We start from the raw sequence: 19,800 nt of genomic DNA on the forward strand, positions 1-19,800 counted from the left end.
GGTTCGGCTCGCCGTCCGCCACCGGGAGTTGCGTGAGCTGGGTGGCCTCGAGCGCCAGCATCTCCAGGCGAGGATCGGGCGCCGCGCCCAGGCCGGTGAGCACCCGGAGCAGCGACAGCGAGGCGGTGTCGCACGGGGTCATGGGCAGCGTCGCGACCGGCGCCACCGCCAGCGCGGCCCGCGCCTGCAGCACGCCGCGCCCGATCTTCTCCGCCACCTCGGGATCCGACGGGTGCTCCGCGCTGGTGAAGAGCGCGTGGCGGACCGCCTCCACGCGGCGCCACGGCTCGGCCAGCGCCTGGAGCGCCGGCCGGTGCGCCGCGATCCAGAGCGCCGCGGCCGCCGCGACCTGCGGCGTGGCCGACGACGTCCCCGCGCCGTTCATGTCCACCACCTGCGGTGCGCCCATCTCCGCCCACGGCATGTTGGGCGTGAAGGCGGCGAGCGCGGTCGCCATCTTGCTCGGAGGTCCCCAGCAGCCCTGCATCTTCCCGGTGGGGAGGCCGAAGTACGGCCGCCAGTTCGCCATGATCCCGCAGGCCGCGATGACGCGGCCGAAGCGGGCCGGGTGGACGATGAAGCGGGTGGGCACGCCGAACGGCCCGAGCGCGAAGTTGTTCCCCGCGGCGGCCACGACGCACACGCCGGCCTCGTAGGCGGCGTTCACCGCCTCGGCCCAGGCGCGGGAGGCGACGCCGCCCATCGACAGCGTCACCACGTCCACCGGCGGGCGCACGTCGCCCGGGTGCGCCGCGTCGGGGCCGTCGTACGGGCGCAGCGCGTAGTCGAGCGCGCGCGCCAGCGCGCTGGTCCGGAACAGCACCACCGAGCTCGCGATCCGCACCGGGATCACCTCTGCGCGCGGCGCCCCGCCCAGCCAGTCGTTCGCGAGCTGCGGGATCCGCCTCCCGGCGAGGATGGAGATCGTGCCGGTGCCGTGGCCGGGCTGGCGCAGCAGGCCGTCGATGCCCGGGTCGACGGCGCCCTTCCGCTCGCCGCCGCCCTCGAAGTCGCGGGCATACGCTTCCAGCAAGGCAGAGGGCTTCGTGTCGTGCGCCGAGTAGCCGGTGTCCACGTGGAGGATGGTGGCCCCGGCGCCCTCGCCGGCCGCCTCGCGGGCCGCGCGCAGGTCCGCGTAGCCCGGGCCGAGGAACCACGCGAACGAGCCGCCGCGCGGCAGCGAGGGATCCTCGTCGTCGAACGTCCCGTCGCCGCGCGCGCCGGCCGCGAGCGCGCCCGCCTCGCCGGGCGGGAACGCCGGGAACGCCTGCACGAGATCCGGCTCGGCGTACTCCACCGCGCCGCCCGCGGCGCCCAGGCCGAGCCGCTCGACGGTCCGGTAGGCCTCCTCCCAGCCGTTCACCTCGCGCGGCTCGCCCTCGAACGCGGCGAGCGCCCACTCCGCCTGGCCGGGCGCGGCGGCCAGGCCGCGGGACGCGGCGGCGTTGGGGAACAGCGGGCGCAGCTCGAGCTCGTCGCCGAGCGCGCGCCGCGCCGCGGCGGCGAAGGCCGGTGCGGCGCCGGGTCGGAGCCTCAGGATCACGCCGGCGCAGCGGAGGGGAGACGTCATGGCATCCTCCCGTCGCCGTCCTCGGCGCGCGGGCGGAGGCGTGCCGCGAGGGCACGCGCGAGGGCCGCGGCGAGGGCGCTCGATGAGTGGAAGGACGGTGCCCGCTCGCGTGACGCCAGGTGCGGGTGATTGCGGGGTCGCCCCCAGGGCCTCGCCCGCAGGCGGGAACGGCCAAGGGGCGTGCCGGAGCGTCCGACGCGACGGATGTCCGCGAATGCCCCGGCTTTGTGAGGGCCTCCCCTGCGGCGACGTTGATCGTTCACTGCCCGGGCGCGACACCGGGGGGACCCGCAGGCCCACATTGGAGCCCCGTATGCGCGCCGCCCTCGCCGCCGCCGCCCTCGCCGTCCTCGCAGGGCTCACCTCCTGCTCCTCGCCGTCCTCTCCTGCCGGGGCCGCGGCCTCCGCCGCCCGGGGCGGCACCGCGCCCGAGCGGCTGCCCGGCCTGCACGGCGCCGCCACGATCACGCGCGACGGCGCGGGCATCGCGCACCTCCGCGCCGCCGACGAGCACGACCTCTTCCTGCTGCAGGGCTGGGTGCACGCGCAGGATCGCCTGTTCCAGATGGACGTCACCCGCCGCCGCGCCGCCGGCCGCCTCGCCGAGCTCCTCGGGCCGGCGCGCTCCCCGGCGACGTGCAGCTGCGCACCTTCGGCCTGGCGCGGGCCGCGGCGCGCAGCCTGCCGCTCCTCTCGACCCGCGCGGTGGCCGCGCTGGAGGCGTATGCGGAGGGCGTGAACGCGTGGGCGGAGACGCACCCGCTGCCGCCCGAGTACGCCGCGCTCGAGCTGACCACGTTCGAGCCGTGGACGGTGATGGACTCGCTCCTCGCCGCGAAGCTCATCGCGTTCGGCCTCTCGTTCGACGTGGACGACATCGAGCGGACGGTGGCGCTCGCGACCTACCAGCAGGCGGGCGCGGCCATGGGCTTCGACGGCGCGGCGCTGTTCTTCGAGGACCTGTGGCGCGCGGCGCCGTTCGACCCCGCCTCCACCGTGCCGGACGCGCTCGCGCCCTCGCCCGCCATCGCCCCGGCGACCCGGGCCGCCGCGGCGAGCGCCGGGAAGCTGCATCCGCGCGCCGTCGCGCTCGCCGCCGAGTTCCTGGGCCGCGTGAAGGGCGACGCGTTCCTGGGGCGGCTCACCGATCGCGAGGAGCGCGACGGCTCCAACCAGTGGGTCATCGCCGGCGCGCACACCGCCGGCGGCAGCCCCATGCTCGCGAGCGACCCGCACCTCGCGCTGGGCGCGCCCTCCACCTTCTACCCGGTGCACCTCCAGGCCGGCCCGTTCGACGTGATCGGCAACAGCTTCGCCGGCGTGCCGTCGGTGGTGGTCGGGCACAACCGCCACCTGGCCTGGGGCGCGACCGTGGACCCGTTCGACGTCACCGACGTCTTCCAGGAGCAGGTGGTGCCCGACCCGAGCTCGCCGAGCGGGCTCGCCACCGTGTACCAGGGCGCGCTCGAGCCGGTGATCCCGTACCCGGAGGCCTACCGCGCGAACGTGATGGGCGACGCGGTGATGAACGACCTCGTGCCGGTGCCGGCCGGCAACGGCATCCCCGCCGCCACGCTGGTGGTGCCGCGGCGGAACCAGGGCCCCATCATCCAGCTCGACCCGGCGACCGGCGTGGCGCTCTCGGTGCAGTACACCGGCTTCTCCGGCACGCGCGAGCTGGACGCGTTCCTCGGCTACGACGTCGCGCGCGGGATCGACGACTTCGTCGCGGCCATGCGCCACTTCGACGTCGGGTCGCAGAACTTCTGCTACGCCGACGACGCCGGCAACATCGCCTACTTCACCCACTCCGCCGTGCCGGTGCGCGAGGACCTTCAGCAGGGGTTCGTTGACGGGCTGCCGCCGTTCTTCATCCGCGACGGCACCGGCGGCAACGAGTGGCTCCCGGTGCAGCACCCGCAGCCGCTGCAGGTGGTGCCGTACGAGGTGGTGCCGCTCGAGGAGCTGCCGCACGCCGTGAACCCGCCGGCGGGCTTCGCCATCAACGCGAACAACGATCCCGCCGGCCTGACGCTCGAGAACGCGCCGCTCACGAAGCTGCGCCCGGGCGGCGGCATCTACTACCTGGCGCCCGGCTTCGACGCCGGCTTCCGCGCCGGCCGCATCACCCGGCGCGTGAAGGAGGTGCTCGCCGCCGGGAAGATGACGTTCGAGCAGATGCAGTCGATCCAGGCCGACGTGACGCTGCTCGACGCGCAGGTGCTGGTGCCGTACCTCGCCGCCGCGCTGGAGCACGCGCGGCGCGAGGGCGCGCCGGCCCCGCTCGCCGCGCTCGGCGCGGACGCGGGGGTGGCGGGCGCGGTGGCCCGGCTCGCCGCCTGGGACGGCTCGACGCCCACCGGCATCCCGGAGGGCTGGGACGACGCCGATCCGCCCGGCGAGCTCTCCGCGCCGTCCGCGGCCGAGGTCCAGGCGAGCGTCGCCGCGACCATCTACTCGACCTGGCGCGGCCAGGCGATCAAGAACGTCATCGACTCGAAGCTCGGCGCGATGCCGCTCCCGCCCAGCCAGCAGGCCATGACCGCGCTCCGCAACCTGCTCGACCGCTTCGACGCGCAGCAGGGCGTGGGCGCCTCCGGCATCGACTTCTTCGCGGTCCCCGGCCTCGACGCGAGCCCGGCCGACCGGCGCGACCTCGTGCTGCTGAAGAGCCTCGCCGACGCGCTGGCGCTCCTCTCCGGCCCCGACTTCGCGCCCGCCTTCGACGGCTCGACCGACCCGGACGACTGGCGCTGGGGCAAGCTCCACCGGATCGTGTTCGCGCACCCCATGGGCGGTCCGTTCAGCGTGCCGCCCGGGCTCGGCGCGTTCCCCGCGCCGCTCTCGCCGCTGCCCGGCATCCCCACCGACGGCGGCTTCGGCGCGGTGGACGCGTCGTCGCACGGCGCGCGCGCCGCGTCCGCGAACGCGTTCATGTTCTCGAGCGGCCCGTCCAACCGGCTGGTGGTCGAGCTCTCGCGCGGCGCGGTGAAGCGCGCCGAGTCGGTGTGGCCCGGCGGCGCGAGCGGCGTCCCGGGGCAGTGGAACTACCTGAACCTGCTCCCGCTCTGGCTCTCCAACGACACCGTCCCGCTCTTCACGCGCGCGGCCGAGCTCGGAAAGGACACGCACGACGTGGTGCAGCTCGTGCCGTAGTCGGGTCCATCCGCTCGCCCTTCGACAGGCTCAGGGCGAGCGGATTCGGATCCGCCTCGAGCGGATGGACCGCATACGAATCCGCTCAGGGTGACTCACACGAGTCGCTCATGGTGAGCGACATGAATCCGCTCATGGTGAGCCCGTCGAACCATGAGCGGAGGTCGAAGGACCCGCCCGCCCCGAGGCGAGCGACGGATCCACCGCGCTCCGCACGGCGCTCAGGAGCTGGCGCCGGCCGAACGGCTTGAACAGCACCGGCGCCGGCGCGAGCAGCGCCTTCACCGCCGGGGCGGCGAGGCCGGTGGTGAACAGCACCGGCACCCGCTCCAGCTCCGGGTAGCGGTGCAGCGCCTCCGCCACCCCCAGCCCGCCCGAGTCCGGCAGCATCACGTCGATGACCATGACCTGCGGGTGATCGCGGAGCGCCGCGCGCACCGCGTCCGCGCCGGTCGCGACCAGCGTCACGTCGAAGCCCGCGCCCGCGAGGCAGCCCGCCATGGCGACGCGCAGGTCGTCGTCGTCCTCGACCAGCAGCACCTTCGGCTGCGCGGTTTCACGGTGTTCTTCCATGGTGGCTCCCGTGGGGTGAGGGTGGGCGCGCCCGCCCGCGGGGGCGGTCTCCGCTCACAGTGCCGGAACGCATGTCGTTGAACCACGAGACAGGCGGCGCATTCCGGAGAAGATCGCCGCCGATCGGGGCGCGAACATTCCATCGCGGTGACGATGCGGCGACGCGACGCGGTGACCCGCGAATCGGCCGGACGGTGCGTCGGCCGCGGGGCGTCCCAGGTGCGGCCCCACCTCGCGCGGCGGTGGCGGGCGTCGTAGAAGGCGCCGGTGCTCGCTCCCCGCGCGGTGACGTTCCGGGCCGAGGTCGAGGCGCTCGACCTCGGCGTCGAGGGCTTCGAGCGGTGCGTGGACGTGCTCCGGCGCAGGCCCGGGCTCGTGCTCCTCGACAGCCGCGCGGTGGACGGGCGCCTGGGCCGGTTCTCGTTCGCCTGCTTCGAGCCGTTCGCGACGCTGGTCGCGCGCGACGGCCGGGTCGAGCTGCGGCGCTGGACCGGCGAGCGGGCCACGGTGCGTGGCAAGGTGCTGGACGTGCTGGAGCGGCTGCTCGCGGCGCACCGGCTCGAGCTCGGCGCGGGCGGGCTGCCCGCGCCGTTCGTGGGCGGGGCGGCCGGCTACCTCGGCTACGGGCTCGCCCGCGAGCTGGAGCGCCTGCCGCGCGCCCCGCGCGATGCGTCCGGCGCCCCGGACGCCGTGCTCGGCCTGTACGACCGCGTGCTCGTGCTCGATCGCGCCGCCGGCCGCGCCTACCTGGCCTGCCTCGCGTCCCCCGACCTCCCGGGCCGCGCGCCGCTCGGCGAGGTGCGGCGCGCGGTGCTCGAGGCCGCGCGGCGGGGCACCGCGCCCGACGGCGCGGCGCCGGGCGACGCGGCGCCGGACGCGGCGTCGGACGGCGCGGCGCTCGACGCGCCGCTCTCGCGCGACCTGACGCGCGACGCGTACCTCGCGGCGGTGCGGCGCATCCAGGACTACGTCGCGGCCGGCGACGCCTACCAGGTGAACTTCACCGGGCGCTGGTTCGCGCCGGTGCGCGGGCGCGACCCGTGGGCGCTGCACCGGCGCCTGATGCGGCTCAACCCGGCGCCGTTCGCCGCCTGGCTCGGCTTCGACGCGGTGCAGGTGTCGTGCGCGTCCCCGGAGCGCTTCCTGCGCGTGGACGGCGACGAGGTGGAGACCCGGCCGATCAAGGGGACGGCGCCGCGCGGGGCGACGCCGGACGAGGACGCGCGGCTGCGGGCGGCGCTGCTCGCGAGCGCGAAGGACCGCGCCGAGCTGGCGATGATCGTGGACGTCTCGCGCAACGACCTCGGGCGCGTGTGCGCGCCCGGCTCGGTGCGGGTGGACGCGTTCCCCGAGGTCGAGCGCCACCCGTCGGTGCACCACCTCGTCGCGACCGTGCGCGGCCGGCTCGCGCCCGGACGCGGCGTCTGCGACCTCCTGCGCGCCGCGTTCCCCGCCGCCTCGATCACCGGCGCGCCCAAGATCCGGGCCATGGAGATCGTGGACGAGCTGGAGCCGGTCGCGCGCGGCGTGTACACCGGGAGCATCGGCTACCTCGGCTTCCAGGGCACCGCGGACCTGAACGTCGCCATCCGGACCCTCGTGGTCGCGGGCGGCGCCGTCCACCTGCACGCCGGCGGCGGCATCGTGGCCGACTCGGCGCCCGAGGCCGAGCACGCCGAGGCGGAGCTGAAGGCGCGCAACCTGATCCGCGCCCTGGCCGGCTGGCAGGAGGGGTCGCGGTGAGCGGGCTCGTGCTGCTGGAGGCGCTGCGGTGGGAGCCCGGCGCCGGGTACTTCCTGCTGGAGCGGCACCTCGCGCGGCTCGCCGGCGCCGCGGCGCGCTTCGGCCACCCCTGCGATCCCGGCGCGGTGCGGGCGGCGCTCGAGGGCGCGGTGGCCGGGCTCGACGGGCCGCGCAAGGTCCGCCTCGCGCTCGCCGCCGACGGCCGCCTCGCGGTGGAGGCGCTGCCCCTGCCGTCCTCGCGGCCGCTCCGCGCCGCGCTGGCGCCCGACCCGGTGAACTCCGCGGACCCGTTCCTCCGGTTCAAGACCTCGCGCCGCGAGCCGTTCGAGCGCGCGCGCGCCGGACGGCCCGGGGCCGACGAGGTGATCCTCTGGAACGAGCGCGGCGAGCTCACCGAGACCAGCACCGGCAACCTCGTGCTGGAGCGCGCCGGCCGCGGGCTCACCCCGCCGGTCGCGGCCGGCCTGCTGCCCGGCACCTTCCGCGCGCACCTCCTCGAGGCGGGCGAGCTCGGGGAGGCGGCGCTCACGCTCGAGGACCTGCGCGGCGCGGCGCGCGTCTGGCAGGTGAGCTCGGTGCGTGGATGGGTCGAGCTGCGGCTCGACGCGAGCGTGGGCGAGCGCGCGCGGTGAGGACCTAGCCCGGCGGTCCGGCTGGACGCGGTCCCGACCGGCGGAGGCCCTCCTCGGCCAGCGCGGCCGCGAGCGCCGCGTCCTCGCCGTACAGGTCGCCGAAGAACCGCACCTCGCCGCCGTCGGCCACGACCGCGGTGCCGTAGAGCACGAACACCGGCGTGGGGCGGCCGACGCGCACCCGCACCGTCTCGTCGCCCTCCATCGCGGCGCGGACCCGCTCCGGCGTCCAGCCCGGCTCGTCGCGCAGCACCCAGGCCGCGAGCGCCTCCGCGTCCTCCACCCGGATGCAGCCGTGGCTGAAGTCGCGCCGCGAGCGCGCGAACAGCTCCTGCGACGGCGTGTCGTGCAGGTAGACCTGGTACGGGTTCGGGAAGACGAGCTTCACCCTCCCGAGCGCGTTGTGCGGCCCGGGCCGCTGCCGCAGGCGCCACGCGCCGGTGCGCAGGCGCTCGAGCGCGTCCGCCCCGGCGGCCGCCTCGAGCGGCAGGACGCGCCCGCCCTCGTCCACGATCTCGTAGCCCTCGCCCGCGAGGCGCGCGGCGTCCGGCTCGAGCTTCGGCACGAGCTCCTCGCGCTGGATCTTCCTCGGGACCTCCCAGTACGGCCGGAAGATCACCTCGGTGAGCGCCGCCGCGAACACCGGGGTGCGGTGGCGGTAGGCGCGGCCGACCACCACGCGCATCGCCATGCGGTGCGCCCGGTCGGCGACGTGGAGCCGGAACTCCGGGATGTTCACGACCAGCGGCGGCGCGACGAAGCGGCGCGGCAGCCAGCGCCACCGCTCGACCGCGAGGGCGAGCTGCCCGGCCCGGCGCTCGAGCGGGACGTTCAGCTCGCGCACGGTGCGCGCGTCCAGCCGGCCGTCCGGGTCGAGCCCGTGCCGGCGCTGGAAGCGCGCGGTGGCCCGGGCGAGCGCGTCGTCGTAGAGGTCGCAGTGCGGCGCGCCGCCGTCGGTCAGGTCCTCGACGAGGCGGAGCCGCCGGGCCAGCGCCTCGGCGCGCGCGTAGCGCTCGCCGGCGGCGATCGGCCGGCGCGGCAGCGGGAGCGGGTCGTCGCGGTCCAGCACCGCCAGCTCGCGGTAGCGGAGGAGCGCCTGCACCGTGCGGCGGTAGCCGGCGAACGGCGGCTCCGCGGACGCGAGCGCGCCCGCGGCGTCTTCGGCGGTCGCGATCGTGCGCACGATGGCGGCCAGGTCGGGCTGGCCGTCCGCGTCCCACCGGACCGGCTCGACGAGCCCCACGTCCGCGGCGCGCGCCCGCGCCCGCAGCCGGCCCATGGCGAGGTCCGAGGCGAGTCGCATCGCGGAGACGGTGAGCGCCACGTCGAAGCGGACCCGTTCCCACTCGTCCGCCGCCGAACCGGTGCGGAGCGCCTCCAGCCAGCCGGCCCAGCCCGGTCCGCCGTAGTCGCGCGGATCGAGCCCCTTCTCGTCCGCGCGCCGGAGCGCCTGGACCACCGCGGCCGCCTGCGCCGTCGGGCGGCCGCTTCGGAACCACGCCAGCGCGTCGCCGCGCTCCGCGTAGAACCGGCCCACCGCCTCGCGGTGCTCCGCGAAGGAGGCCCAGCGCAGCTCGGGGAGGAACGCCTGCTCGACGAGGCCGCGGAGGAGCGCGCGGCCGGGATCCGACGGCGCGCCCGGTTCCGCCGGCGCGGCCTCGCCGGTGGGGGTGGCGATGGGTGGCGCATCCGCGAGCGAGGCGGCGAGCGCCACCACGGCGATGATCCCGCGTCCGGCCAACGGCGGCTCCCCCCCCCGCTGCGATCGTAGCGGGGGCGCGGGGAGGGACCGCTGCGCTCAGTTGCCGCGGGCCGCGGCCTCGGGCCGCCCGGGGTCGCCGGGGGCGGGGCCGCGGACCGGGGACGCCGCGGCGAGCCGGCGACGCAGCAGCGCGAGCAGGACGGCGAGCGGCCACACGGCGGCGACCGGGTACACGACGTCCAGCCACACGTTCCACAGGCGCATCGAGATCGCCGCGCCGCCGACCACGAACGCGGTCACCGCGGCCGCGGTCGCGAACAGCTTCCCCGTGGACGCGCCGGCGGCGGCGAGCGCGGCGAGCAGGTAGCAGGCGACCAGGAGGAGCAGGGCGCCGCACCAGGCCGGCGGCCGCCGGATCCAGGTCCCGGTCAGCAGCGTGCCGACGGCGGCGGCGTGGAGCTCGACACCCAGGCGCGGGCCGAAGGGCGTCTGGAAGGTCTCGGCGTCGGAACGCTCGCCGACGAGCAGGAAGCGGTCCTTCAGGTCGCCAAGGTCGAGGCGCGCGAGCTCCTCGGCGGCGACGACGAGGAACTCGTCGCGAGGGAAGACGACCTGCATCAGCTCGCCCTCCGGCGCCACCGGGCCGCCCGCCAGCTGGGTCGCCACCTGGAGGGAGAGCGAAGGCGTTCCCCGCAGCGTCCTCAGGCCCACGGTCCGGACGAGCGCGTCCGCGTCGCGGTACGCAAGCAGGTGGCCCCGGCGCTCCGGCGGGAAGCAGGGCTCGAGCGTCGGTGCGTAGGCCTCGGCATGGATGTGCGGGAGCTTCACGGTGCGCTCGCCGGCGATCACCGGCTTGCGCGCGCGCTGGACGGTCGCGCACAGCAGCGCGTCGGCCGGGGAGGGCTCCTCCCCGAAGTAGAAGTCGAGGGCCACGCCGGCGGCCCCCGCGCGCTCCGCCAGCGCGACCAGCCGCGCCAGCTCGAAGCGCGCCGCGCTCCGGCTCGTCGTGCTCCCGGGCGCGGGCTCGACCACCACCACCAGCGGCACCTGGTCGGCGGAGTAGCGTCGCGCCACGCGGTAGCGCCAGTCGCCCCACCCGGCGGGCAGGAGCCGGTGCCGCGGCGGCTCGTGCTCGTAGACCACCGTGGTGCGCGTCAGGACCAGCAGGTCCGCGGCCCCGGCCACCGCGAACACGGCGAGGTAGCAGACCAGGAACGCGCGCATGGGGCCGCGCGGCCGGAAGGTGCGGCGCCGCACGACCGCCTGCCACGCGAGCCAGGCGGCCACCGCCAGCGGTGCCACGAACCACAGGACGTGCCACGGCTGCGAGGTGACGCGCGCGCTCAGCCGGCCGACGGCCCACTGGATCACCGCGAGCGGGACGCCGATGAGGGCCGCCTCGAGCAGCCGCTCCCGCCAGCGCTCCATGCGCTCCGGCGTGAGCACGCCCTGCGGCGCGCTGCCGTCGCCGCCCCCGCCCGCGTCCGCGCGAGGACCGCTCGCGAGCCGTTCCTGCGGCACGCCCGCTCCTCCCTCCGGGCGCGCTACTGCACCCGGACCGTCACCTCGGCGCGCGCGGGGACGAAGCCCTCCCGCGCCGCCTCCACCGAGAGCACGTACGCCGGCGCGCACTGCCGGCAGCCCCACACCGTGACGAAGACCCCGTCGGCCCCGGTCTGCCCCGCAGCCTCCGTGACCTCCACGGCGCCCGGGACCGCGTGGCCGAAGGAGCCGCCGCCGGCCGCGACGCGCACGCGGGCGCCCTGGACCGGCCTGCCGTCTCCGGTGGTCACGCGGATCCGGACGCGCGTCTCCCCGAGGACGTGGATCGCCGGCGGCTCGGCCAGGGCGCGCACCTGCAGCGCGGCAGGGGCGCCCGGGGCGGCGAGGTGTCCAGGCGGCACTCCCCGGCGGACGACCGCCGGGTCGAGCTTGCGGGCCCGGAGCGCCCCATCGACCACCGTCGGGTCGAGACCGCGCAGCTCCGCCTCCCGGGTTGCCGCCTTCGCCGCCGCGCCGCGCTGCCGGTACACCGCGGCGCTCAGCGCGATCGTGGCCACCTCGAGCCCCTCCGACCCCGGCGCGATCGCCGCCGCGCGCGCGAGCTGGTGGAGCGTCGTCGGGCCGGTCGCGGCGAGGCGCACCTGCTGCTCGACCAGCTTGAGCCGCGCGTCGGCGTCGGTCGGACGGTGGAGGACGGCCAGGTACGCCGTGGAGAGCTGCGCCGTCGCCGCGGGCCGCTGGGCATGGCCCAGGCGGCTCGCGTCCACGCCCGCGTACAGCCGCGCGGCGGCCTCGAGCTGGCGCGCGGTGAGCGCGGTCTGCTCGCGGCGAGCGCCCTGCATCGAGAGAACCGCGCCCGCCCCCACGGCCTCGGCCGGCGTCGATCCGCCGCCCGCCGCCTGGCGCACCACGACCTCCCCGTCGAACACCAAGAGCTCGGTCCGGACGCCCTCCGCGTCGCGCGACAACGCCGCGCGGTACTGCGTCCGCTCGGCGCCGGCCATCACGTCGCCCAGTCCGAGCCCGGTGGAGCGATCGCCGGTCATGTACGCGTCCCCCGCGAACAGGTCGATGAGGCAGGTCCGGCCCTCGCTCGCCGGCATGATCGCCACCCGGAACGCGCCCGTCAGCGTCACCGAGGCCGCCTCCGAGCACGCCAGCACGACGGTGAGGTCTCCGCCGGCGCTCCGCAGCTCGTCGCCCACGTCCAGCGCGTCATCGACCGCGAGCCGCACCGGCCGCGCCTCCCCGAAGCGGATTCGCTCCACGTCCGTGGCCGCCTCGAGCGCGGCGCCGTCGGGTCCCACGATCGCGGCGACGGTCGTCCCGGCGGCGGCGCGCGCGGGGAACGAGGAGAGGGCGAGGGCGAGGAGCGCGGTGAGGGCGCGGCGTCCCATGGCTCACCTCCGAGCATCCGGTGGCGTTGCGCCGCGAGTGTAGGCGTACCGATCGTGGCGCTGCCACCGGGAGCGCAGGCCCGCTCCGACGGGTGTGACCGCGTGGCGAGGCGGCGACGGCCGACACGTGGCGTGCGGACCAGCGGGCGCACGCCCGCCCACCTTGGCGTCGCCCCGCGTTCGTGCTGTGCTGCCGCGCCGTGAACGCCTCGCGAAAGCTCACGGTCCTCCTGCTGGTGCTCCTCCTCGGCGCGGTCGGCGCCGGCCTGTTCCTCACGCGCGACCGTGGCGCCCCCGAGGCGAACGCGGCCGGCGCGGCGCCGGCGGGCGCGCCCGCGCCCGGTGCAGGGCAGGCGGGGGCGCGAGGGCAGGGCGCGGGACAGGGACAGCCCGCCGGCCAGCGCCCCCGGCGCACGCGGCTGGTGGACATGCGGCCGCTCCTCACCGCGAAGCAGCTCTCCGCCTACGCGACCACGCCGGAGGAGCAGGAGCTCTCGCGCCAGGCCGAGCGGCTCGCGGACCACGCCATCGACCTCGCCTTCGCGGTGGCGATGCGCGACGCGGCCGAGAACGTGCCCGAGCAGACGCCGGAGCTGAAGGCGCTCGCCGATGCGCGGGCCCGGGCGCAGGCCGCGGTGGACGCGGCCGAGGGGCGGGTGGCGGCGCTCGAGGCGAGGGTGAAGGCCGCGCCGGAGCAGGCGCGGGTGGAGCTCGAGGACCAGCTCGAGGTCGCGCGCGCCGAGCTGGAGCTCGAGAACAACGAGCTCGCCTCGGCGACCGATCAGCTCCAGCGCGCCGGCGGCGATCCGCAGGTGCGGATCCGCCGGCTGCGCGAGGTGTACGACGCCGCGCAGAAGGAGCCGCGGCCGGCGGCGGCGGCGGCGCCCGCGACCGCGCCGAGCCTGCTCGCGCGCTGGCGGGTGTGGAGCTGGCACCGGGCGAAGGCGGCGCAGCTCGCGGCCGCGCAGGCCGACATCCAGGATCGCGCGCAGCGGCTCGCGAAGCGGCGCGACGACCTCGTCGCGCGCAAGAAGCGCGAGGCCGAGGAGCGCGAGGCCGCGAAGGCGTCCGCCGCGCGGGTGGCCGCCGGCGAGGCGGCCGCGGCGGACCGGGCCGCGAAGGCGGAGGCGGTGAAGGCGCTCCAGCGCTTCAGCGACGACCAGCGCCGGCTCGCGACGATCGGCCGGCGCCTGCAGGACCTGAACGAGCTCGCCGACACCTACGGCCAGTGGCGCGAGGTGGTGCAGGGCCACGTCCGCGCCGCGCTGCACCGGCTGCTGTGGGGCGTGCTGGCGCTGCTCGCCGTGGTCGCGGCCGGGTTCGGCCTGGGCGAGGCGGTGGACCGGTTCTTCCGCAAGCGGGCGAAGGAGCGGCTGCGGGTCGAGACCGTGCGCACGGTCGCGCGCCTCGGCGTGAACGTGGTCACGGTGCTGGTGGCGCTGTTCGTCGTGTTCGGCGCGCCCGGGCAGGCCACCACCGTCCTCGGCCTCGCCGGCGCCGGCCTCACCGTGGCGCTCAAGGACTTCATCGTCGCGTTCTTCGGCTGGTTCATCCTCATGGGCCGCAACGGCATCCGCGTCGGCGACTGGGTCGAGATCAAGGGCGTGGGCGGCGAGGTGGTGGAGATCGGCCTCTTCCACACCGTGCTGCTCGAGACCGGGAGCTGGAACGACGCCGGCCACCCCACCGGCCGCCGCGTCTCGTTCGTGAACTCCTTCGCGATCGAGGGCCACTACTTCAACTTCTCCACCTCCGGCCAGTGGATGTGGGACGAGCTGCGCCTGCTCGTCCCGCTCGGCCGCGACCCTTACCCCGTCATCGACGGCGTGCAGCACCTGGTGGAGAAGGAGACCGAGGCGAACGCCAAGGCGGCGGAGAGCGAGTGGCGGAAGACCACCTCGCGCTACGCCGTGCAGAGCTTCTCGGCCGTGCCCGGGATCCAGGTGGTGCCCGCCGCGAACGGCATGGAGGTGGTGGTCCGGTACATCACCCGCGCCAGCCAGCGCCACGACGCGCGCCAGCGCCTGTACCGCGCCGTGCTCGAGCTGATGCACGGGAAGCGCGGGGAGGCGGGGCAGGGGAGCCCGGGCGCGCCGGGCGAGGCGACCGGCGGCGGGTCGCGGTGAGCAGCAGGCGCGGCCGCGGCGCCTGCCCCGCTCACGCCGACGCCGGCCCCGGGATCGCGAACGGCAGCTCGCCGTCGCCCAGCGCGGCCGCCTCGAGGCGCGCCCGCTCCGCGGTCTCGACGTCGCCCGCCTCCCGGGCGACGCGTCCCAGCAGCTCCCACGCCTCGTGCGAGGCCGGGTGGAGCAGCGCCACCGCCTCGAGCAGCGCCCGCGCCTCCACCGCGTGGCCCTTCGCCAGGTGGAAGCGGACCATGGCGAGGTGCGCGCCCACGTCGGCCTCGTCCGAGCGCTGCAGCAGCGCGTAGAGGCGCGGCGTGGACGGGTCGCCGGCGTCGCGCTCCGGGTCGGCGAGCGCGGCGCGGAGGTGGCGGGTGATGAGGTCGAAGGAGTGGCGGAACGGCGGCGCCAGCGGGTCCTTCGCGATCGCGGTGGTGATCTGCTCGAACGCCATCTCCAGCTCCCCCGAGTAGTCGGCGGCCACGGCGCAGGCCCAGTGCAGGTGCGCCGAGTCGATCCCCGCCTGGCGCGCCTCGCCGAGGAGGGTGCGGTAGATGTCGAGCGCCTCGGGCGCGCGCTGTTCCTCCGCGAGCTGGTAGGCGCGGCGCAGCTCGGCCAGCATCCGATCCGTCGTCTGCCTCGCGGTCATCGAGTCCCTCCTTCGTCGTCGGCGGCGTGCACCGGGCGCTCCGGACGGTGGAGCGCGCGGGCGCGCGCGAGCGCGGCCTGGGCGCCGTCGAGGTCGCCGCGGCGGATGCAGTCGCAGGCCATCGCGAGCAGGCCGGCGACGCCCAGCGAGTAGGGCTGCATGGTTCGGTTCCTTTCCCGGGACGCAATGGTCCCGCGCCGCCCGTGGAGCGGGCGGATAGGTCTGGATTGATCGCTCGAGCCGCCGGACAGGAGGATCCTATCCGTCGGGCGGACATGCCCGGCCGCTCGCCCGCGACGGGCGGCGGCGGACGCGGCGGGCCACGGGACGGCCGGGGCCGCCCCGCGGACGCGCCGGAGCCCTGCGATTACGTGGTCTTCTCGGGGGTCGTCATGGGTCCTCCATCGCAGGCGGCATTGCCACAACCCCGGTCGGGACCGACCGGGAGCTGGCCGAGGGTCTCAGGGCCGCCGCCCTCGCCTCGTCTTGATGGAATGGGGCCAAACGTCATCGAACACGAAACGTATTGCCACGGATTGCTCGAAAAGTCAATCTCGGACACGCGGCTTGAATCGCCCCGGCCTTCTGGCACCCTGGGCGCATGGCCACTCCCCGCGTCCACCCGTCGGAGGCGCCGCGGCCGGCGAGGTCGGAGGCGGAGCGGACCGTCTGGCGCGCGCTCGCGAAGGGGCTTCCGCCCGGCTGGACCGCCTGGCACTCGCTCCGCATCCGCGACGGGAAGAACCTCCTGGGCGAGGGCGACTTCGTGCTGGCGCATCCCGAGCGCGGCTTGCTCGTCCTCGAGGTGAAGGGCGGCCGGATCGAGCAGCGCGACGGCCGCTGGTTCACGAACGGCGTGCCGCTCGACGAGGCGCCGCTCGACCAGGGGACGAAGTTCGCGAAGCGCCTGTCCCGGCGGCTGGAGGACTGGAGCTGCGCGCCGCCCGCGTTCGGCGCCGCGGTCGTCTTCCCCGACACCGAGTTCGACGACCAGCCGCAGGAGGACGCGCTGCGCGGCGTCGTGCTCGGGCGCAGGCAGCTCGACTGGCTCGCCGAGGCGCTGCCGGGCGTGGTCGCCCGCGCGCTGCCCGAGCCGCGGCCGCCCCGCGGCAGCTGGATGGAGCGGCTCCACCAGCTGTGGGGCGAGACCTGGGTCCCGGCGCTGTCGCTCGGCGCCCGCGTCCGCGCGCTCGGCGAGCGGCGGCTCGCGCTCGACGAGGCGCAGCTCGACGCGCTGGAGGGGCTGCTCGAGAACGACCGCGTGCTGGTGCGCGGCGGCGCCGGGTCGGGCAAGACGCTCCTCGCCGCGGAGGCCGCGCGGCGGCACGCGGCCGGAGGGAAGCGCGTGCTGCTCCTCTGCTTCACCCAGCCGCTCCGCAAGTGGCTGGAGGTGCGGCTCGCCGGCAGCGGGGTCGAGATCCAGACGGTGAGCGGCCTCGCCAAGGCGATCGTGGACGCGGTGGACGGGACCGATCGCCAGGGCGATCTCACCGCGAACGAGTTCTGGCAGGCCACCTACGAGCGCGCCGCGGACCTGTGCGAGCGGCGCTGGGACGCGGTGGTGGTGGACGAGGGGCAGGACCTGACCTTCGAGGCCTGGTACCTCGTGCGCGCGCTCTCGGAGGGCGCGCGGCTGTGGGCGTTCCACGACCCGGGGCAGGGCTTCTGGGCCGACCGCGAGCCCATGGGCGACCTGTTCACCACCACCTTCCGGCTGCCCCGCGGCCAGCGCTGCCCGCCCGGCGTCGGCGCGCTCGCGGCGCGCTACGCGGGCGGCGACGGGGACGCGCGGGCCATCGCCGCCGCGGTGAAGGAGCGGACGCTGGCGCTCGTCGCCTGCCCGTCGCCGGCGAAGGTGGCGGACCGCGTCGCGCAGGAGATCGACCGGCTGCTCTCGGAGAAGGTCGCGCTCTCCGACATCGGCGTCGTCTCGCTGCGCGGCCAGACCGCCCCGGGCGCGATCCACCACGGCGAGCGCCTCGGCCGCCACGCGTTCGTGCACGCGGACCACCCCGAGATGGCGGAGCGGCTCGTCGCGGACACGTTCCTGCGCTGGAAGGGGCTGGAGCGGCCGTTCGTGATCGTCGCGGACGTGGACGAGGCCGTGGGCCGTTTCGGCACCCGCATGCACATCGCGCTCACCCGCGCGCTCGTCGGCGCCCGGATCGTCGCCGCGCCGTGCGCCGAGGGATGCTGGCCCGGGCTCGCGGGCTGACCCGTCGTCAGGCCTGGATCGACGACAGCGCCAGGCAGCCGAACTGCTCCGCGAGCGCGACGCGGTCGTCCACCTCGCAGTCCACCGCGGCGTTCGCCATCTCGTCGAGCGTGGCCTCGAGCGCGACCGCGATGCTGCCGACCCCGGCGCGCGCCAGGCTGGCCGCGAGCGCCGCGTAGTACCAGAGCGACCCGTTGCGGCCGCCAGGCAGGCGCGTCCAGGCCTCGGAGCCGCGCGTGCGCAGGTCGGTGACGATGGCGCGCGCGTCGTCGAGCTTGTCGGCCGCCACCACCAGCAGCACGTCGCGCGGCGTGGTGGCGAGGCGCGCCAGGAACGCCACCTTGCGCGCGCGCCAGCCCGGCTCGGCGCTGTCGAACGCGTCGCGGCAGCCCGCCACCAGGTCCGCCACGCGGCCGCCGAACGCCTCCCGGAGGGTGTCGAGCGTGGCCCGCGCGTCGCCGCTCGCCGCCACGCCGTGCAGCAGCGCCGCGATGGCCTGGTCCTCGTCGCCCCCGAAGTGCAGCACGTTCGCCGCCGCACCCAGCAGGTGCGTGAGGTACGGGGCGCCCGAGCCCGGTCGCTCCTGGGTCGCGTGGAGCTCGTGCGCCTTCGCCACGGCGGAGATGAAGCGCTGCGTGAGGGGGACGTTCACCGATGCCTCCGGTCCAGTGGCCCAGCGCCAACACGAGTAAGGCATGCCGCGGTCCGTGTCAGTCACATGATCCCCACGGGTGCGCCGAGAACCACTGGGAAACGATGGGATGTGGTGGGTGGCGCGCGGTCGCCGTGGGGGCGAGGGTGTCACCGCGCGCGAACGCTGCGCGCCGGACCCACACGGCCGCCGGCCGCGGACTGCGGGTAGAGGTGACGAAGGGTGAACGGGTCAGCGTCCCGTCCGCTCGTCCCCGGCGAGGTGGCAGCGCTTGTACTTCCGGCCGCTGCCGCACGGGCACGGGTCGTTGCGGCCCGGCCGGAGCGCGCGAGCCGCGGTCGGAACGGCCGCTCCGTGCACGGTTCCGTCCCGGCGGGCCCGGAACCAGGCGTCGCTCGCGAGGAACCCGTCGATCCGGGCCTGCTGCTCGGCGGTGACGCTCCCGCCCAGGTCGCGGATCGCGTTCGCGACCGCCACGAGGTCCACCCACGCGCAGAGCGGGCAGTCCGCGACCGGGCGGGCCGTGAGTCGGTCGAGCGCGCGCGACAGGTCGTGGACGACGTGAGCATCCCCGTACGTCGCGAGGCACGCGGCACCTGCCTTCGGGTTCTCGTCCATGACGTGGAGGAGCGACACGACGATGCGCTCGTCCCGCGAGCGGGTCCGCAGCATCCGCAGCGCGAGGAGGAGGTGGTCGTCGGGCTCGTCGCAGCGTCTGAACTCGTCGAGGAGCTGATCCAGCGTCGGTTCGGTCACGAGGGCCTCCCAGGCAGGGGTTCGGTCCGCGGCGCGGACCGTGGTCCGTGTGGCGGGCCCGCCGCCGCGGCCAGGTCCGCGAACAGACTCGGACCGCGGCGGTCCGGGGGGACCGGTAGCAACCGGCGTGCGCGCGAGGCCGGTGTCGGATCCGTGGTGTATCGGTGGAACCATGCCCCGCCGCCCTCGCGCCCTCCGCGACGCCATGGCCGAACGCCCGCAGACGCCGTACCTGCCGGACGGGCGCCTCGATCCGAAGGAGTGGGAGATCGCCTGCACCGCCTGCAACGCGCTCCGGCTCGCGGTGCTGCCCGACGAGCCGTGGTTCGTGAAGGCGCGCCCGGTCGAGGTGCGCGGGCAGGGGGTCGAGCTCGAGGTGGTGGTGCGCTGGCTGTCGCCCGAGGTCGTCGAGAAGGTCCCGGACCGGGTGGACGGCTACCTCGTCGAGATGGTGCTCGAGTCCGAGCTCGTCGAGGACGTGCACACGCTGCACTGACGCCGGTCGGCTTCCCGGCCGCTCACCCTGAGCGGTTTCCCGGCCGCTCACCGCGAGTGGCTTTCCGCCCGCTCACCCTGAGCGTAGGCGAGCCGAAGGCTCGCCGAAGTCGAAGGGCGAGCGGCAGCCGCCGCCTACACCCAGCGGATGCCGCCGTCCGCGGTGAACAGGAGCCCGGCGTCCACGGCGCCCTCCCGCGCCACCCCGAGGGCGACCAGGATCCGCGCGTAGCCCCGCACCTGCTCGACGTAGGCCGCGTGCGACGCGTGCACGTCGCCGGCCGGCGGCGCGTCGGTCTTGAAGTCCACGATCACCACCCGCCCGTCGCGGACGCCGAGGAGGTCCACGTAGCCCTGCACCAGCTTCCCGCCGGAGGCGTGCGCCACCGGGTACTCGAGCTGCAGGTCGGGCCCCGGCGCGCGCCGCAGCCCGGCCCGCTCGAGCGCGGCGAGCGCCCGGCCCACGTCCTCGGCCGCCTCGGCGCGCCGCTCCGAGAGCCCGGTCGCGGCCGCGGCCCGCGCGACGGCGGCGGCGGGCGCGAGCGCCGGGCCGCGGAGCGCGAATCCGATGGCCAGGTGGACCGTGTCGCCGAACACGCGGCCGTGGCGGCTGGTGCGCTCCGGCCTGGCCGCG

General features: G+C 76.4%; 15 protein-coding genes and 1 pseudogene. 6 read left to right on the forward strand and 10 right to left on the reverse strand.

Translation table 11 applies throughout. The features are described 5' to 3' along the window. Positions 1-1,570 (reverse strand): S8/S53 family peptidase (locus PSR1_RS12315; protein WP_152643346.1); only part of this gene is annotated, 1,570 nt, incomplete at its 3' end. A 313-nt stretch (positions 1,571-1,883) separates the two neighbouring features. Between PSR1_RS12315 and PSR1_RS12320 the strand changes: the two are divergent. Further along, a pseudogene (locus PSR1_RS12320) lies at positions 1,884-4,726 on the forward strand (penicillin acylase family protein). A 132-nt stretch (positions 4,727-4,858) separates the two neighbouring features. Here the strand turns inward: PSR1_RS12320 and PSR1_RS12325 are convergent. Further along, complete coding sequence (locus PSR1_RS12325; RefSeq protein ID WP_237757936.1) at positions 4,859-5,299, reverse strand: response regulator transcription factor; 441 nt, start codon at positions 5,297-5,299, stop codon at positions 4,859-4,861. A gap of 267 nt (positions 5,300-5,566) precedes the next feature. On the opposite strand from PSR1_RS12325, the gene pabB reads away from it, so the two are divergent. Both pabB and PSR1_RS12335 read left to right on the forward strand, forming a co-directional pair. After that, on the forward strand, positions 5,567-7,042 hold the full coding sequence (gene pabB, locus PSR1_RS12330) for an aminodeoxychorismate synthase component I (protein WP_059437861.1): 1,476 nt from the start codon (positions 5,567-5,569) through the stop codon (positions 7,040-7,042). Next, a complete protein-coding gene (locus PSR1_RS12335; RefSeq protein WP_059437862.1) occupies positions 7,039-7,674 on the forward strand; it encodes an aminotransferase class IV family protein in 636 nt (211 codons plus the stop codon). Before pabB ends, PSR1_RS12335 begins: the two co-directional genes overlap by 4 nt. A gap of 4 nt (positions 7,675-7,678) precedes the next feature. Here PSR1_RS12335 and PSR1_RS12340 read toward each other — a convergent pair whose 3' ends face one another. The 3 genes from PSR1_RS12340 to PSR1_RS12350 are packed head-to-tail and all read right to left on the reverse strand — an operon-like array spanning position 7,679 to position 12,276. Continuing rightward, a complete protein-coding gene (locus PSR1_RS12340) occupies positions 7,679-9,415 on the reverse strand; it encodes a murein L,D-transpeptidase (RefSeq protein ID WP_059437863.1) in 1,737 nt (578 codons plus the stop codon). A gap of 57 nt (positions 9,416-9,472) precedes the next feature. Then, positions 9,473-10,897, reverse strand: a complete 1,425-nt coding sequence (locus tag PSR1_RS12345) for a CHASE2 domain-containing protein (RefSeq protein ID WP_059437864.1) — start codon at positions 10,895-10,897, stop codon at positions 9,473-9,475. Positions 10,898-10,920: 23 nt separating this feature from the next. Then, positions 10,921-12,276: a hypothetical protein gene (locus PSR1_RS12350; RefSeq protein WP_059437865.1), complete on the reverse strand. Its 1,356-nt coding sequence runs from the start codon at positions 12,274-12,276 to the stop codon at positions 10,921-10,923. 200 nt (positions 12,277-12,476) lie between these two features. Between PSR1_RS12350 and PSR1_RS12355 the strand changes: the two genes are divergently transcribed. Beyond that, positions 12,477-14,402 carry a mechanosensitive ion channel family protein gene (locus tag PSR1_RS12355; RefSeq protein ID WP_237757937.1) on the forward strand — a complete coding sequence of 642 codons (1,926 nt, stop codon included), beginning with the start codon at positions 12,477-12,479 and terminating at the stop codon, positions 14,400-14,402. A gap of 31 nt (positions 14,403-14,433) precedes the next feature. Here the strand turns inward: PSR1_RS12355 and PSR1_RS12360 are convergent, their stop codons facing one another. Further along, a complete protein-coding gene (locus PSR1_RS12360) occupies positions 14,434-15,048 on the reverse strand; it encodes a tetratricopeptide repeat protein (protein ID WP_059437867.1) in 615 nt (204 codons plus the stop codon). Next, positions 15,045-15,209: a hypothetical protein gene (locus PSR1_RS24185; RefSeq protein ID WP_193388357.1), complete on the reverse strand. Its 165-nt coding sequence runs from the start codon at positions 15,207-15,209 to the stop codon at positions 15,045-15,047. Before PSR1_RS24185 ends, PSR1_RS12360 begins: the two co-directional genes overlap by 4 nt. Before the next feature lie 440 nt (positions 15,210-15,649). On the opposite strand from PSR1_RS24185, the gene PSR1_RS12365 reads away from it, so the two are divergent. Next, positions 15,650-17,263: an NERD domain-containing protein gene (locus PSR1_RS12365; RefSeq protein ID WP_059437868.1), complete on the forward strand. Its 1,614-nt coding sequence runs from the start codon at positions 15,650-15,652 to the stop codon at positions 17,261-17,263. A gap of 7 nt (positions 17,264-17,270) precedes the next feature. Here the strand turns inward: PSR1_RS12365 and PSR1_RS12370 are convergent, their stop codons facing one another. Beyond that, positions 17,271-17,915, reverse strand: a complete 645-nt coding sequence (locus PSR1_RS12370) for an HD domain-containing protein (RefSeq protein WP_059437869.1) — start codon at positions 17,913-17,915, stop codon at positions 17,271-17,273. 231 nt (positions 17,916-18,146) lie between these two features. After that, positions 18,147-18,671 carry an SEC-C metal-binding domain-containing protein gene (locus tag PSR1_RS24555; protein WP_059437870.1) on the reverse strand — a complete coding sequence of 175 codons (525 nt, stop codon included), beginning with the start codon at positions 18,669-18,671 and terminating at the stop codon, positions 18,147-18,149. Between the two features lie 172 nt (positions 18,672-18,843). Between PSR1_RS24555 and PSR1_RS12380 the strand changes: the two genes are divergently transcribed. After that, positions 18,844-19,167 carry a hypothetical protein gene (locus PSR1_RS12380; RefSeq protein WP_059437871.1) on the forward strand — a complete coding sequence of 108 codons (324 nt, stop codon included), beginning with the start codon at positions 18,844-18,846 and terminating at the stop codon, positions 19,165-19,167. A gap of 134 nt (positions 19,168-19,301) precedes the next feature. Here PSR1_RS12380 and PSR1_RS12385 read toward each other — a convergent pair. Beyond that, a partial coding sequence (locus PSR1_RS12385; RefSeq protein ID WP_193388358.1) for a PD-(D/E)XK nuclease family protein occupies positions 19,302-19,800 on the reverse strand: 499 nt, incomplete at its 5' end.

The organism is Anaeromyxobacter sp. PSR-1 (assembly GCF_000964525.1).
In the GTDB taxonomy this organism is placed as follows: domain Bacteria; phylum Myxococcota; class Myxococcia; order Myxococcales; family Anaeromyxobacteraceae; genus Anaeromyxobacter.

Excerpts from the sequence above, each read along its gene's own strand:
- PSR1_RS12325 (WP_237757936.1), bottom strand. The coding sequence starts at position 5,299 with ATGGAAGAACACCGTGAAACCGCGCAGCCGAAGGTGCTGCTGGTCGAG.
- PSR1_RS12350 (WP_059437865.1), bottom strand. The coding sequence starts at position 12,276 with ATGGGACGCCGCGCCCTCACCGCGCTCCTCGCCCTCGCCCTCTCCTCG.
- PSR1_RS24185 (WP_193388357.1), bottom strand. The coding sequence starts at position 15,209 with ATGCAGCCCTACTCGCTGGGCGTCGCCGGCCTGCTCGCGATGGCCTGC.
- PSR1_RS12360 (WP_059437867.1), bottom strand. The coding sequence starts at position 15,048 with ATGACCGCGAGGCAGACGACGGATCGGATGCTGGCCGAGCTGCGCCGC.
- PSR1_RS12365 (WP_059437868.1), top strand. The coding sequence starts at position 15,650 with ATGGCCACTCCCCGCGTCCACCCGTCGGAGGCGCCGCGGCCGGCGAGG.
- PSR1_RS12380 (WP_059437871.1), top strand. The coding sequence starts at position 18,844 with ATGCCCCGCCGCCCTCGCGCCCTCCGCGACGCCATGGCCGAACGCCCG.